The organism is Candidatus Binatia bacterium (assembly GCA_036563615.1).
Classification (GTDB): domain Bacteria; phylum Desulfobacterota; class Binatia; order UBA12015; family UBA12015; genus DATCMB01.
The window spans coordinates 135,628-149,173 of sequence record DATCMB010000009.1 but is presented as its reverse complement, the minus strand read 5'-3'; the positions used below and the strand labels follow the sequence as shown (position 1 = coordinate 149,173).

The 13,546-nt window shown below is 72.5% G+C and carries 13 protein-coding genes; 4 read left to right on the top strand and 9 right to left on the bottom strand.

Going from position 1 to position 13,546, the window contains the following annotated elements; all coding sequences use genetic code 11:
• Positions 1-49: 49 nt before the first annotated feature.
• Positions 50-1,480, bottom strand: a complete 1,431-nt coding sequence (locus VIS07_08455) for an amidase family protein (protein HEY8515531.1) — start codon at positions 1,478-1,480, stop codon at positions 50-52.
• A gap of 385 nt (positions 1,481-1,865) precedes the next feature.
• Here VIS07_08455 and VIS07_08450 point away from each other — a divergent pair, with 385 nt between their 5' ends.
• Entirely contained in the window at positions 1,866-3,287 is a 1,422-nt protein-coding gene (locus tag VIS07_08450) for an ammonium transporter (protein ID HEY8515530.1), read from the top strand.
• Between the two features lie 126 nt (positions 3,288-3,413).
• Here VIS07_08450 and VIS07_08445 read toward each other — a convergent pair whose 3' ends face one another.
• From VIS07_08445 to VIS07_08435, 3 genes are read right to left on the bottom strand one after another with little or no spacing between them, the layout of a single operon-like run.
• On the bottom strand, positions 3,414-3,854 hold the full coding sequence (locus tag VIS07_08445; protein ID HEY8515529.1) for a nuclear transport factor 2 family protein: 441 nt from the start codon (positions 3,852-3,854) through the stop codon (positions 3,414-3,416).
• Positions 3,855-3,907: 53 nt separating this feature from the next.
• Positions 3,908-5,176: an MFS transporter gene (locus VIS07_08440; GenBank protein ID HEY8515528.1), complete on the bottom strand. Its 1,269-nt coding sequence runs from the start codon at positions 5,174-5,176 to the stop codon at positions 3,908-3,910.
• A gap of 12 nt (positions 5,177-5,188) precedes the next feature.
• Positions 5,189-6,004, bottom strand: a complete 816-nt coding sequence (locus VIS07_08435) for an SDR family oxidoreductase (GenBank protein HEY8515527.1) — start codon at positions 6,002-6,004, stop codon at positions 5,189-5,191.
• Positions 6,005-6,100: 96 nt separating this feature from the next.
• Between VIS07_08435 and VIS07_08430 the strand changes: the two genes are divergently transcribed.
• The 3 genes from VIS07_08430 (at position 6,101) to VIS07_08420 (ending at position 8,392) form a co-directional block, all read left to right on the top strand.
• Positions 6,101-6,748, top strand: a complete 648-nt coding sequence (locus VIS07_08430; GenBank protein ID HEY8515526.1) for a helix-turn-helix domain-containing protein — start codon at positions 6,101-6,103, stop codon at positions 6,746-6,748.
• Positions 6,749-6,756: 8 nt separating this feature from the next.
• On the top strand, positions 6,757-7,608 hold the full coding sequence (locus VIS07_08425) for an MOSC N-terminal beta barrel domain-containing protein (GenBank protein ID HEY8515525.1): 852 nt from the start codon (positions 6,757-6,759) through the stop codon (positions 7,606-7,608).
• A 112-nt stretch (positions 7,609-7,720) separates the two neighbouring features.
• The gene (locus VIS07_08420) at positions 7,721-8,392 is read left to right on the top strand and encodes a DUF1780 domain-containing protein (protein ID HEY8515524.1); all 672 of its coding nucleotides are present in this window, start codon (positions 7,721-7,723) and stop codon (positions 8,390-8,392) included.
• A gap of 147 nt (positions 8,393-8,539) precedes the next feature.
• Here VIS07_08420 and VIS07_08415 read toward each other — a convergent pair whose 3' ends face one another.
• The 5 genes from VIS07_08415 to VIS07_08395 form a co-directional block, all read right to left on the bottom strand.
• Positions 8,540-10,759, bottom strand: a complete 2,220-nt coding sequence (locus VIS07_08415) for a hypothetical protein (GenBank protein HEY8515523.1) — start codon at positions 10,757-10,759, stop codon at positions 8,540-8,542.
• An 8-nt stretch (positions 10,760-10,767) separates the two neighbouring features.
• Positions 10,768-11,175 (bottom strand): biopolymer transporter ExbD, encoded by a 408-nt coding sequence (locus VIS07_08410; protein HEY8515522.1) that lies wholly within the window; start codon positions 11,173-11,175, stop codon positions 10,768-10,770.
• A gap of 2 nt (positions 11,176-11,177) precedes the next feature.
• Positions 11,178-11,813 (bottom strand): MotA/TolQ/ExbB proton channel family protein, encoded by a 636-nt coding sequence (locus VIS07_08405; protein HEY8515521.1) that lies wholly within the window; start codon positions 11,811-11,813, stop codon positions 11,178-11,180.
• A 37-nt stretch (positions 11,814-11,850) separates the two neighbouring features.
• Positions 11,851-13,038, bottom strand: a complete 1,188-nt coding sequence (locus VIS07_08400; GenBank protein ID HEY8515520.1) for a vWA domain-containing protein — start codon at positions 13,036-13,038, stop codon at positions 11,851-11,853.
• 134 nt (positions 13,039-13,172) lie between these two features.
• A complete protein-coding gene (locus tag VIS07_08395; protein ID HEY8515519.1) occupies positions 13,173-13,523 on the bottom strand; it encodes a hypothetical protein in 351 nt (116 codons plus the stop codon).
• Between the last annotated feature and the right edge of the window lie 23 nt (positions 13,524-13,546).

Below are 13,546 nucleotides of genomic sequence, written 5' to 3'. Positions count from 1 at the left end.
TGCGTCTCGTCGCTCGCTTCGCGGCGCGCGTCGCGTGGCGCGAGGTGCCTCAGCCCCACACCGGCGGACGCCGATCGCGCCACGGCCGCGCCTCCTCCAGCTCCGCCGCGATCCGCAGCAGCGTCGCCTCGTCGGCGTAGCGCGCGGCGAACATCATGCCGATCGGCAGACCGTCCGCGGACCAGCCGAGCGGCAGCGAGATCGCTGGCTGGCCGGTGAAGTTGAACGGCGGCGTGAAGCCGAAGGTCGTCGCTTGACGGCGGTTCAGCTCCTTCGGCTCGAGCCGGCACGGATCGATGTAGCCGACCTTGGGCGGCGGCGTGATGGTCGTCGGGCAGAGGAAGACGTCGAACTGCTCGAACTGCTCGAGGATGCCGACGATCATCTCCTTGAGCGTGTGCTCGGCCTGCACGTGCATCGCGGCCGTGACGTGCTTGCCGTTCTCCCAGATCCAGCGCGTCAGCTTCTCGATCTCGTCTTCACCCGGCTCGCGACCGAGCGCCTCGACGTGGGACGCCATCATGCCGACGAAGTTGCCGGCGCTCCACACGCCCTGCGCGCGGTAGAGCTTCCGCCAGTCGACCTCGAGCGGGCGCTCGAAGACCTCGTGGCCGAGCTCCTTCAGGACGCGCACGGTGTCGTCGAGCGTCTTCGCGACGTCGGGGTGCAGCGCGACCTGCGACGGCGGCTCGCCGTGGAACGCGATGCGCAGCCGCGGCCCCTTGCGCGCGATCTCTTCGAGGTAGGGTCGCTCCTTGGGCGGCGCCGTGAACCAGACGTTCTTCATCGGCCGTCCGGTCCAGTCGAGCATCGCCGCGCAGTCGCGCACCGTGCGCGAAACGATGTGATTGACCTCGAACGCGATCCCGCCCTGCGACGTGCGACGGATCGGGTTGCGGTCGCGCGTCGGCTTGAGCCCGACGAGCCCGCAGCACGCGGCCGGGATGCGGATCGAGCCGAGGCCGTCGGAGGCGTGCGCCATCGGCACGATGCCCGCCGCCACGGCCGACGCCGCGCCGCCGCTCGAGCCGCCCGAGATGTGCTCGGGGTTCCACGGGTTGCGGCACGGGCCGAGCGCCGCGCCCTCGGTCGTGCCGGTGATGCCGAACTCCGGTGTGTTCGACTTGCCGAGCAGCACCATGCCGCTCGCGCGGTAGCGACGGACGAGCTCGTCGTCCTCCGCGCTCGCCGGCGCCGACGCGAACCAGCGCGAGCCGTTCGACATCGGCCAGCCCGCGACCGGGCAGTAGAGATCCTTCACGAGAAAGGGGACGCCGCGGAACGGCCCGTCGGGCAGCGTGCCGGCAGCCGCGCGCCGCGCGTCCTCGTAGCCCTTGTAGACCACGGCGTTGAGCGTCCCGTTGTGGCGCTCGACGCGCTCGATCGCCGCCTCGACCAGCTCGGCGGGCGTCACCTCGCCCTTGCGGACCAGCTCGGCGAGGCCGAGGCCGTCGAACTCCGAGTACTCGCTGAACGCCATGCTTCCCCTCCCGTACGCGTACGCGCGCGGCGAAGACAGGCGCCGCGCGACGGGGCGTCATACGGTGCGCGCGAAGCGGCGGTCAATCGAGCCGCTCGGCGCGGCGCGAGCGCGCTCACGCACCGGGCCGGACGCTCTGCGCCGGGCGATGGCCCCGGGAACGCCGCGGCTTCTGCCCAGCAAACGAGCGCCCACGAAGCAGGCGGCTGATGCTTTTCTGAGCAGGCATCCGCTCGTTTCGTGGGCACACCGGCTGGTCCAGCCGCGCAAACCCTCGTTTCGACGGCACATCGCTGCGTGGCGCAGCCATTGCTGCCGGCGGCATCACCGCTCGCGATCCCTGGATCACCACAGCTGATCTCGATGCCCTGAGGAGGGAAGAAGGATGGACAAGCTCGCAACGAAGGGCCCCTTCGGGCCGCGATTCGCGGCGGCCGCGACCGCCGCACTGTGCTCGCTCACCGGCGCCGCCGCGTGGGCCCAGGATGCGGCCGCGGCCGCGCCCGTCTTCGACTCGGGCGACACCGCGTGGGTGATCACCGCCGCCGCCCTCGTGCTGATGATGACCCTGCCCGGCCTGGCGCTGTTCTACGGCGGGCTCGTGCGCTCGAAGAACGTCCTCAACGTGCTCATGCAGTGCTTCATCTCGGCGGGCATCGCGGGCGTCCTCTGGATCCTCATCGGCTACAGCCTCGCCTTCGGCGACGGCAACGCCTTCATCGGCGACTTCTCGAAGGTCGGGCTCGCGAGCGTGACCCTCGACTCGGTCGTGACCAACGGCGCCGACCGCAACATCCCCGAGCTGATCTTCGCGATGTTCCAGGGCATGTTCGCGATCATCACCCCGGCGCTGATCCTCGGCGCAGTCGCCGAGCGCATGAAGTTCAGCGTCTGGGTCGCGTTCATCACGATCTGGCTGCTCGTCGTCTACTGCCCGCTCGCGCACATGGTGTGGGGCTCCGAGGGCTGGATCTTCCAGTCCGGCGCGATCGACTTCGCGGGCGGCCTCGTCGTGCACATGTCGAGCGGCTTCTCGGCGCTCGTCGCGGCGATCATGCTCGGCAAGCGGCGCGGCTTCGGCAAGGAGCCGATGCCGCCGCACAGCCTTCCTTTGTGCTTGATCGGCGCGGGCCTGCTGTGGACCGGCTGGTTCGGCTTCAACGCCGGTAGCGCGCTCGCGGCGAGCCCGCTCGCGGCGCTCGCGTTCCTCAACACCTCCACCGCGGCGTCGATGGCGGTGCTCGTCTGGGCGGCGATCGAGTGGATCCACCGCGGCAAGCCGACCGCGCTCGGCGGCGCGACCGCCGCGGTCGCAGGTCTTGTCGCGATCACGCCCGCCTGCGGCGCGGTCTCGCCGCTCGGCGCGATGGCGACCGGCGCCGGCGTCGCGGTCATCTCCTACGCGGCCTGCATGTTCCTGAAGCCCGCGCTCGGCTACGACGACTCGCTCGACGTCTTCGGCGTGCACGCGCTCGGCGGCGCCTGGGGCGCGCTCGCGTCGGGTCTGTTCGCCGTGTCGCTCGGCGACGGCATCGAGAGCAACGCGCAGCAGGTGCTCGTGCAGCTCGAGGGCATCGCGTTCACGGCGGTGTTCGCGCCGCTCGCGACCGCCATCATCCTCTTCGTCCTGAAGCTCTTCTTCGGCTCGCTGCGGGTCTCCGAGGAGGAGGAGATCGAGGGTCTCGACCTCTCGCAGCACAGCGAGAGCGCCTACGGCTTCGCCGGCGGCTCGACGATCGTCCCCGAGCTCGGCCACGTCGCGCACGGCCACGTCTCGGCGGCGGCGGTCAAGCGCGAGTACGCCTGAGCGGCGCGTCGGCTCTGGTGATCGGGACGCGGCCCCTTCCGAACGGGAGGGGCCGCGTTTCTTTTTGCGCGCGAGCCGCGGGCTTCGCGCGCGCCGCGCTCGAGCTGCCTGCGCGTGCCGCGCGCGTCAGCCGCGCACGTCGACCCAGCTCTGCTTCTCGACCCGCTTCGCGATCCGCCAGCCGTCCGCCGTGCGCACGAGCTCGTCGAGGTACCAGCCGCCGACGAAGAACAGCGCCACGCCGCCACCGTCCTTCGGACGCCCCATCGGGTTGTAGAAGTACGTGCGGCTCGTCGCGCGGTCGCCCGTGATCTCGACCGAGAAGTTGGTCACCAGGTGTTGCTTGACAGGGAAGCCCGGCAGCACCTGCGCGAGCCAGGCGCGCACCTCGGGATACGCGCCCGCGATGCCGCCCGAGCTCGTGTAGTCGATCTGCGCGTCCGGCGTGAACACGGTGTCGAGCAGCTCCCAGTCGTCGCCGTCGATCGCGACGCAGTAGCGCGTCAAGAGATCCTGGATCGCGAGGCGGTCCGCGATCGCGGCGGGGTCGTTCGCGTCGTGCGCCATGGCGCGGTGCTAGCGCGACGCCCTAGCCGACGGCAATCGCCGCCGGACAGGCGTCAGAGCGCCGCCGTCTCCTCGAGCTCGCGCCCGACCGTCTCCGGCAAGAGCGCCAGGATCAGCACCAGCGCGACGATCGGGAAGAGCGCGGTCGCGGCGAGCGTCGGTCCGAAGCCGAAGCTCTCCGCCACCACTCCGACCGCGAGCGGCGACGCGAGGTACGCCGTGCGCGCGATCAGGTTGTTCGCCCACGCCCAGGCCTCGCTGCGCAGCTCGGTCGGGAAGAGCTCCGCGGTATAGGTGTTGAGCACCGGCAGCACCGCGCTCGTGCCGAAGATGCCGACCACCAGCGCGCCCGTGAGGGCTGTCGGCGACTCCAGCGTGTAGCCGAGGAAGACGCCGAGCGCGGTCAGCGAGAACACCACCGTCGCGCCGCGCCGCCGTCCGATCACGTCGAGCAGCTTGCCGACGAAGAACAGGAAGGGCATCGAGACGATCGACGCGAACGCGAGCGCCGTGCCGACCTGCGCGTCGGTCATGCCGCGCTCGGCGAGCGCGAACTCCTTCCAGAACGCGACCGCGTTCTGCGTGCAGAAGAACGTGATCGACCAGATCAGCGCGAGCTGCAGCACGCGACCGCGGTACGGCGTGCGGAAGATGCGCGCGAACGACGCTTGCGCCGTGCGTCCCGCCGCCGCCTCGCGCGCGAAGCGCTCGGTCTCGCGCAGGCTGCGCCGCGCGAACGCGATGATGACCAGCGGCACCGTGCCGACGAGGTACACCGAGCGCCAGCCGAGCGGCGTCTGCAGCAGCGCCGGCACCACCGCGGCGCACGTGATCGCGCCGAGGCTCGAGCACGCCTGGATCACGCCGATCACCATGCCGCGGCGCTCGGCGGGATACTCCTCGGCCGCGTACACCATCGCCACCGCGTACTCGCCGAGCAGGAACATGCGCGCGACGAGCTGGCAGACGGCGAAGGTCCAGACGTCGGGCGCGAGCGCGGTGAGAAACGAGAACAGCGTGTAGCCGGCGATGGTGATGGTCAGCACGCGGCGACGGCCGAGGCGGTCGGCGCGGCTCACGACGAAGTACGCGAGCACGTTGCCGACGCTCGTCACCGAGATCAGGACGCCCGAGTACGCCGGCGACAGGCCCATGTCGGCGCGCAGGTTCGGCAGGATCTGCGCGAGCGCGAACAGGTCGTAGCCCTCGAAGAAGGTCGCGACCGAGAGGAAGAAGAACAGCCACTTCTGGTAGCGCGTGAGCGGCGTTACGGCACGACCGGACGCGGTCGCGACGGCGGCCTGCGAGACGGGCGTGTTCATGGCGTGTCCCCGCTACAGGGCGAGCTGCTTCGGTGGCCGCACGACGATCTCGGCCACGTTGACGTGGATCGGCTGGGTGACGGCGTAAAGCACAGCATCGGCGACGTCCTCCGGGCGGCCGAGGATCTGTCGCATCGACGGCGGCAGACCGTCGAGCGCCTCGTCCGGCAGGCGCTCGCCGCGCTTCACCTCGACGTCCACGCCGGAGGCCCCGACGATGCCACGGACGATCTGCGGATCGAAGTTGCGCGCGAAGTTGGTCGCGATCGCGCCCGGCATGACGTTGACGACGCGAATGTCGTCCTCCTCGAGCTCGCGGCGCAGCGTCGCCGAGATGCAGTTCACGGCGTGCTTGGTCGCGCCGTAGACGCCCGAGTCCGGACGCAGCGCCGCGATCGACGACACGTTGACCACGTGCCCTTCGGCGCCGCACGCGCGCATCGCGCGGATCGCCGCCTGGCAGCCGACGAGCAGCGCGAGCACGTTGGTCTCGAGCATCGTGCGCCACTCCTCCACGTCGCCCTCGATGATCGGCTGATGGAAGGACACGCCCGCGTTGTTCACCATGATGTCGAGGCGGCCGGTGTCGCGCATCGCCGCGTCGATCAGGCCCTGCACGTGGCGCGGATCGCGCACGTCGCCGACCGCGCAGGTCGCGCGCCCGCCCGCTCGCTCGATCCTCTCCTGCGACGCGAGCATCGCGTCGCGCGTCCGTCCCGACAGGAACACGTGCGCCCCCTCGCCGCCGAGACGCTCCGCAATGGCCCGACCGATGCCGCTCGACGCGCCGGTGACGACGGCGGTCTTCCCCGAGAGTCGCTTGCCCATGACGGCCTCCTCACGTTTCTGACGTTCTAGATCGAAAACGTCAGGTTGTGCAGACCACGTTTGACGAGGTGCACGACTCTTGTCAACATGCCTCGCATGCCGAGAGAGGCGATTGCGACGCCGGAGCGGATTCTGTCCGCCGCCTTCGTGCGCTTCTCGCGCTACGGCTTCCGCCGCACCTCGATGGAGGACATCGCGACCGAGGCCGGGGTGTCGCGCGCCGCGCTCTACCTCCAGTTCCGCAACAAGGAGGAGATCTTCCGCCGCCTCGCCCAGCAGATGCAGGACGAGGCCCTGTCGCGCGCGGCCGCCGCCCTCGCCCAGGACGCGCCGCTCGCCGACCGGATCGTCGCGGCGATCCTCGCCAAGGGCCTGCGCTTCGTCGAGATCAGCCTCGCCTCGCCGCACGCGAGCGAGCTGCTCGACGAGACCAACCGGCTGTGCGGCGACCTGATCGGCGAGACCGAGCGTCGCTTCCTCGACCAGCTCGCGCGCGTGCTGCGCCGCGCGGCGCAGGCGGGCGAGATCGACCTCGGCGAGACCGGGCTCGCGGCGGGCGACGTCGCGCAGCTCCTGCTCCGCGCGGTGAAGGGGCTCAAGGGCCCCGGCGTCACCGTCGAAGACTACCGCAAGAACGTCGACTCGCTGGTGCGCGTCTTCGTCGCCGGGCTGCGACCCCGGGTCGCCGCCCGACCAGCCGCGCGCAGCACACGGACACGGCAGCGGGCCGCCGCGAGCCGCTGAGGGACGCAATGATCCTCGCCGCGTTGCACGTCTACCCCGTCAAGTCGTGCCGCGGCATTGCGGTCACGAGCTGGCCGCTCGACGCGTTCGGCCTCGCCGGCGACCGCGCCTGGATGGTGGTCGACGAGCACGGCCGCTTCCTCACCCAGCGCGAGGAGCCGAAGCTCGCGCTCGTCGCGACCCGCTTCGTCGCACCGGACGGCAAAGACGCGCGCAGCGGCGTCGTGCTGAGCGCGCCCGGTCGCGCGGAGCTGCGCCTGCCGCCGGCGTGTGCAGCCGAGGGCGACCGCGAGATCGAGGTCTGGCGTCATCGAGGCCCCGCGGTCGACGCCGGCGACGAAGCCGCCGCGTGGATCTCGTCGCACCTCGGACGCCCGGCGCGCGTGGTCGCGCTGCCGCGCGGCCACCGGCGCCCGGTGAACCCCGACTGGTATCCCGGCCACGCCCAGGCGGCGTTCGCCGACGCCTACCCGCTGCTGCTGATCGGCGAGGCGTCGCTCGACGATCTCAACGCACGGCTCGCGCGCCCGCTGCCGATGGAGCGCTTCCGCCCGAACCTCGTGATCCGCGGCGCCGCGCCCTACGCCGAGGACCGCTGGAAGCGCATCTGCATCGGCGACGTCGAGCTCGAGATCGTCAAGCCCTGCGCGCGCTGCGTGATCACCACCACCGAGCAGTCGACCGGCGAGCGCGACGGCAACGAGCCGCTCGCGACGCTCGCGACCTACCGCAAGACCGGGCTCGGCGTCGTGTTCGGGCAGAACGCCGTCCACCTCGAGCGCGGCACCCTCGAGGTCGGCGCGCCCGTCGAGGTGCTCGAGACGCGCGAGACCCTGCGCGAGCGCGCGGGAATGGATTGACGCGCGTCGCTCGCGACTCGAGATCGTCGACGCGACCGTCGAGGAGCTCGAGCAACTGGCGGCCGCCGGCTACTCGTTGCCGCGCGCTTGCGTCGACGACGAAGCAGCTATCGTGCTGCAGCTTCAGGACGCCGCCGAAGAGACGCGGAAGTTTCTGAGCGACCACGAGTCCATGGAGAGGGCGGTGGTCGCGGCCTTCCTGCGGGCCGTCGGGGTCAAGTTCTGCTGCCGCGAGGTGGAGAAGATCAAAGACGCGCAGGCGCCCGACGTGAGGTTCCGCGGAGCCGCCTTCGAGGTGTGCACCGCCTTCGAACCAGGACGAAGACCGCAAGCCGAATGGCGAGAAAAGACCGACCGCCTTCGAGCTGCAACCAGCCTCGAAGATCTCTCGCTCGAGATTCCACGAGGAAGGATGTCTACCCCGAAAGCAGCATTCGGCGGGAAGCTCTCTCACGAATCGGTCGCTCGCCTTGCAGCGACGAAGCTCGCCAAGAAGGCGACGCGCTACGGGCCAACCACCTGCGCGAGCTTCGACGCCCTGATCTACGTCAATCACCGCGCGCACTTCGACCAAGCCAGCCCACTTCCGCCTAGTGAGGTCCTCGCCGAGCTGGCGACTCAAGGATGGCGCTCGGTCTCGGCCTTCACTTGGCCGGTTGGCTGGGTGATCAGCGCGAGCCCAGCGGCGCCGGAGTGGTTGCAGCAACTCGTCGGCCCCGCGAAAGACGAGGGCGACTCGCCGCTGCGGACGAACATCTTTCGGCTCGACGACGACGAGGAATAACGCGTCACACGGACGACGCCACCCGCCGGTCCGCCGCTCGAGATCGCCCTTCGTCCATTCGATTTGCTCGCCGGAACGCTTCGGCACGGCCACCTGCCGTTCGCCGACGACGGCTGAGCGGCTACTAAACCGCCGGGCTCGGGACAGCTACGGAGCGCCCACGCTCGCCGCGCGCTCGCGCTCGGCTTCCTCGCGCAGCGCCGGCGGCAGATCGGGCAGCGCGGCGAGACGCTCCCACGCGGCGCGCGCACCGGCCTCGTCGCCGCTCGCGCGCGAAGCCAGCGCGACGCCGCGCAGCGCGCGCAGCGAATTCGGCCGCGCCTCGCTCTCGGCGCGGAACAGCGCGAGCGCGGTCTGTGCGTCACCGAGCGCGAGCGCGCTCTCGGCGAGGTCGAGGCGTCCTGCCGTGCGCTCGCCTTCCGGCGCCAGCGCGGCGAACGCGAGCGCGGCCTCGAGAGCGAGGCGCGCGCGCTGGCGCTCGGCGTCGGACGCGCTCGCGCGCGGCGCGCGCGCGCCGAGGTCGTCGCGCAGGTCGCCGGCGATGGCGGCGGCCGTCGCGGGACGCGCGTCCGCGGGCAGCACGTCGAGCATGGCCGTGTCCGGCGCCTCGCCGAGCGCGACCTCGAGCAGCGCCCGCGCGCGCAGCACGGCGGGCAGCATCGCCTGCGCATCCGGGAAGCGGCGCGGGAACTCGCGCAGCCGCGCGAGCGCCGCGCGCTGGGATGCGTCGTCGAGCGCTCCGGCGCTCGCACCATCGACATCCGCCGCCGCGCTCGCGGCCTCGCTCCGCGCAGAGCCGCTCGCCGACGCAGCACCGCTGCCGGCCGCGATCGCGGCGCCCGTGCGATCCGTGCCCGCCTCCGTCGCGGGCATCGTCCGCACCGTCGCGTCGAGCACGATCGCCGTCGCGCGCGCGTCGTCGGGCAGATCCTCGCGCGCGAGCCACGCCTCGAGGTCGGCGAGCAGCGCCGCGCGCGGCTCGCGCTCGGGTGCGCGCGCGTGGCGCAGGACGCGCGCCTGCAGCGCCGCGGTGCCCGCCGCCGCACGCCACGCGGGCGCGTCGATCGCCGTGAAGCCGGCGATCGCGGCGTCGAGGTCGCCCTGCGCGCGCGCGACCTCGGCGCGGCGGAACGCGGCCTCGGCGCGGTCGTCCGGCTCGACGCCCTGCGCGCGCTCGAGCGCGTCGGCGGCGCGCGCCACCTCGCTCGCCGCCTGCGCGTCGCCGCTTTGCTGCCAGGCGCCGTACGCCGCGCGCAGATCGACGAGCGCCATGTCGCGCGAGCGCGGACGCGGCGCACCGTCCTCGCCCGTGTCGAGCGCGTCGAGGCGCGCGACCGCGTCGCGCACCGTCTGCCACTCGCTCATCGCGAGCGCGCTGCGCGCGAGGCCCTCGAGCGCCATGCGATCCTTCGGATCGCGCTCGACGGCGCGGCGGTAGAGATCGAGCGCCTGCGCGGCGTCGCCGGCGCGCGCCGCGGCGTCGGCGCGCAGACGCAGCGCGAGCGCGTCGGCGTCGGGACCCGTGGGCAGCAGATCCTCGTTGCCCTCGAGCGTCGCGAGCGCAGCACTCCGCCACGGCTCGCCCGCATTCAGCAGGTGCTCGACCTGCGCGCTGATGCCGGAGGGCGGCGTCTGGCCCGCTTTGCGCGTCGCGACCGCGAGCTGCAGGCGCAAGAGCTCGGCGCGCAGCGCGAGGTCCGCCGGGAGGTTGCCGCCGGCGAGCTGCTTCGAGACCACGTCGAGCGCCTCCTTCCGGTTGCCGCCCTCGGCGAGCGCCTCGGCGAGCGCGAGACGCGCGCGCGGCGCGACCGACGCGACCTGCGCCGCGGCGCGCAGGTCGGCGATGCCGCCCGCGCGATCGCCGGCGACGATGCGCGCGAGGCCGCGGCCGTAGCGTCCCTCCGCGGCGACCGTCGGATCCGCGGCCTCGGCGAACGCTCCGAAGCCGTCCGCCGCCGCGCGCGCGAGACGCTCCTTGTCCGGATCGCCGGCGCGCGCGCGCTCGAGCTGCAGCGCGGCGATGCGAAAGCGCAGCTTCAGGAGCAGCGCTTCGAGCGCCTGCCATTCGCGGCTCTCGACCACGGCGCGCATGTCGGCGTCGCGCTCGGCCGCGTCCTCGCGCAGCGCGGCGAGCGCGCGCGACGCCTCCTCGGCGAGCGCGTGCGCGCGCCGGTCGAGCTCGGCGAGCGCCTTGCGGTCGGGCTGCGGCGACTTGGCGAGCGCGTTCGCGCGCGCCTCGATCTCGCGAAGCTGCGCCTCGCCCTGCGCGGCGGTGAGCGCGTGCGCCGCGCACGGCAGCGCGAGCGCCGCGAGCAACGACAGCAGCGTCAGCCGGAGGACGACGCCGGTGATCGCGCGGCGCCGCACGCGTGCCGCTACTGGCTCTCGGTCGCGAGCGCGAACGCGCTCGCGCCGGCCTGCTTCGCGAGCCCGAGCAGCCGCACGACGTCGTTCAGCGACGCCTGCTGATCGCCGGCGAGCACGACGGTCTTGCTCTCGCTCTGGTCGAGCGCGTCGCGCAGCGCCGCCACGATCTCGGCGTCGCCCTTGCCGACCGGGCGTCCGCCGACCGCGATCTGGTCGTCGGCGCCGAGCGACACCGTGATCGCCGCCGCGGGATCCTCGTCGGACTTGGCCTTCGGCAAATGCACCTGGGACGCCGACTGCACCGCCGCCGAGGTCGCGACCATGAAGATGATCAGCAGCACGAGGAACACGTCGGTGAGCGGCGTGACGTTGATCTCGGCGACGAAGCCGCGTCGCCTGCGGACCTGCATCGCCATGGTCAAGCCGCCAGGGCCGCGTCGCCGGCCTCGGTGAGATGGTTCGCCTGGATGCGCAGCGTCGCCTCGATGCGCTCGAGCCGCGCCTCGAAGTAGTTGTAGAAGGCGACCGCGACCACCGCGACGCCGAGGCCGAGCGCGGTCGCGACCAGCGCCTCGGAGATGCCCGAGGCGACCACCGCGAAGCCGCCGGTGCCGGTCTCGCCGATGAAGTGGAACGACTTCATGATGCCGATCACGGTGCCGAAGAGGCCGACGAACGGCGCGATCGAGCCGATCGTCGCGAGCAGCCAGAGGCGCTGACGGAGCGTCTCGAGCGCCTCGAAGATGCGCGCGTCGAGCAGACGCGCGACGTCCTCCGCGGCCGACCCGCGCGCGACCGCGCGCGCGACCGGCAGCAGCACCGTGGTCGCGACCGGCACGCCGGCCGCCGCGTCCTCGAGCGCGCGTCCGCCGCCGCCGCGCGCGAGCGCTTCCGCCAGACGCGCGCCGGCGCGCTCCGCGGCGCGCTCGGTGCCGCGCAGCGCGAGCACGCGGTCGATGACCACCGCGAGCGCCAGCACCGAGCCGACGAGCAGCGGCCACGTCGTGATGCCGCCCGCGACGATCAGTCCGAACAGGTCGAAGCCTTGCTCCATTGTCGTGCTCCGTTGATTGACGCGTCGCTCGCGCGACTCACTCCTGCGGGCGCGACAGCCCGGCGAGCTGCTGCACCTCTTCCTTCCAGCGCGTGCCGAAGGTCAGCACCAACAGGTGCTCGACCAGGCGCTCGTTCTGCTGAAACTCGATCAGCTCGCCGCCGCCCGCGCGGACGATGTCGCGGAAGGTCTGGCGCACCTCGTCGTAGAAGCCGGGCAGCTCGTCGGCGAGCTCTTCGGGCGTCGCCTCGCGACGGTAGAGCGTGCGGATGAACTTCCGCTTGAACTCGACGTGCATGATGCGCGACAGGTCGACCGCGCTCACCGCGCCGCCGGCCGCGCGCACGCGGCGCGCGGTGTCGATCGTCGCCTCGATCTCGTCGTCGTGCGGCGGCGAGCTCGCGACGAAGACCAGCAGACGCTTCGCGTCGGGCCGCCACGGCATGCGCTCGAGCGCCGCCTCGAGGCCGAGGTTCAGGCTCTCCGGCCAGTCGCCGCCACCGTCGGCGCGGACGCCGGAGAGAAAGGCGTCGAGCTTCTTGCGGCTCGCGGTGAGCGGCGCGACATCGATGGGCACCTCGTCGTTGCGGTCGCGGTAGACGACGAAGCCGATGCGCGCGACCGGCACCAGCGCCTGGATGCTGCCGACGAGCTGCGCGAGGTTCTTGCGGACGTGGGCGATCACGTCGCCCATGCTGCTCGTGCCGTCGACGACGAAGACGACGTCGAGCCCGGTGCGCCGCAGCTCGCTCACGTAGCGACCGAAGTTGCCGAGCGAGATTCCGAAGCCGCCACCCCCGCCCGCGCCGCCGAGGCCGCCGAACACCACCGCGCCCGCCGTCCCCTTGGCTGCGACGTCCGAGCGCGGCGCCGCCGACGCCGGCGGCAGCGACACCCGCTGCGGCAGCGCGACCGGCAGATCGCCCGCGAGCGCGATGCGCGACTGCTCGGGCGCGCTCGGTGGCGTCAGCGCCGAGAGCCGCTCCTCGATCTTGCCGCGACGCGGCGGCGCGGGCTGCGCGTTCACGTCCTGCAGCGCGAAGATCTGGCGCTTCTTGCCCTTGCCGAGCCCGAAGCCGCCGCCCTGCCCGATGCCGACGCCGGGCCCGGCTCCGATGCCGAAGCCGCCGCCCGGTCCCATGACGTCGAAGTACAGGAGCAGACCGGGCAGGACGTGGATCGCCGCCGAGAGCGCGAGGCTGACAGCAAAGCGGCGCTGGCTCATGAAGGATCCACGGAGTGCGTGTCGAAGGCGGGCGGCGCGCGCGTCGTCGCGCCGTGTTTTCAGAGTTCGGGGCCGAGGGCGCGAATGTCAAGCGCGACGGACGCGACGCGGCGCGAACGGCACGCTTCGCGGTCTCAGCGGCTCTGCTGCTCGGCGATGATGCCGCGCACCGTCGGATGCGCGGCGAGCGCGCGCAGCTTCGGGTCGGCGAGCAGCGCGCCGAGGTCGCCCGCGCGCAGCGCCTGCATCGTCGCCGGATCCTTCAGGATCTGCTGCACGGCGGGATCGTCCTGCAGCGACAGAACGCGCTCGCGCGTCGCAGGGTCGGCGAGCATCTGCGCCTGCAGCGCCTGCACTGCGGCGTTGCCGCCGCCGGCGAGCGGATCGCTCGCGCCTGCGCCGTCCTGCGCCGTCGCGGGGTGCGCGAGCACGGCGCCGAGCACGGCGCCTGCGGCGATCGCGACCTGCCAGCGTGTTCCGCGCACGCTCCTTCGAGCGGCGCTCGCGG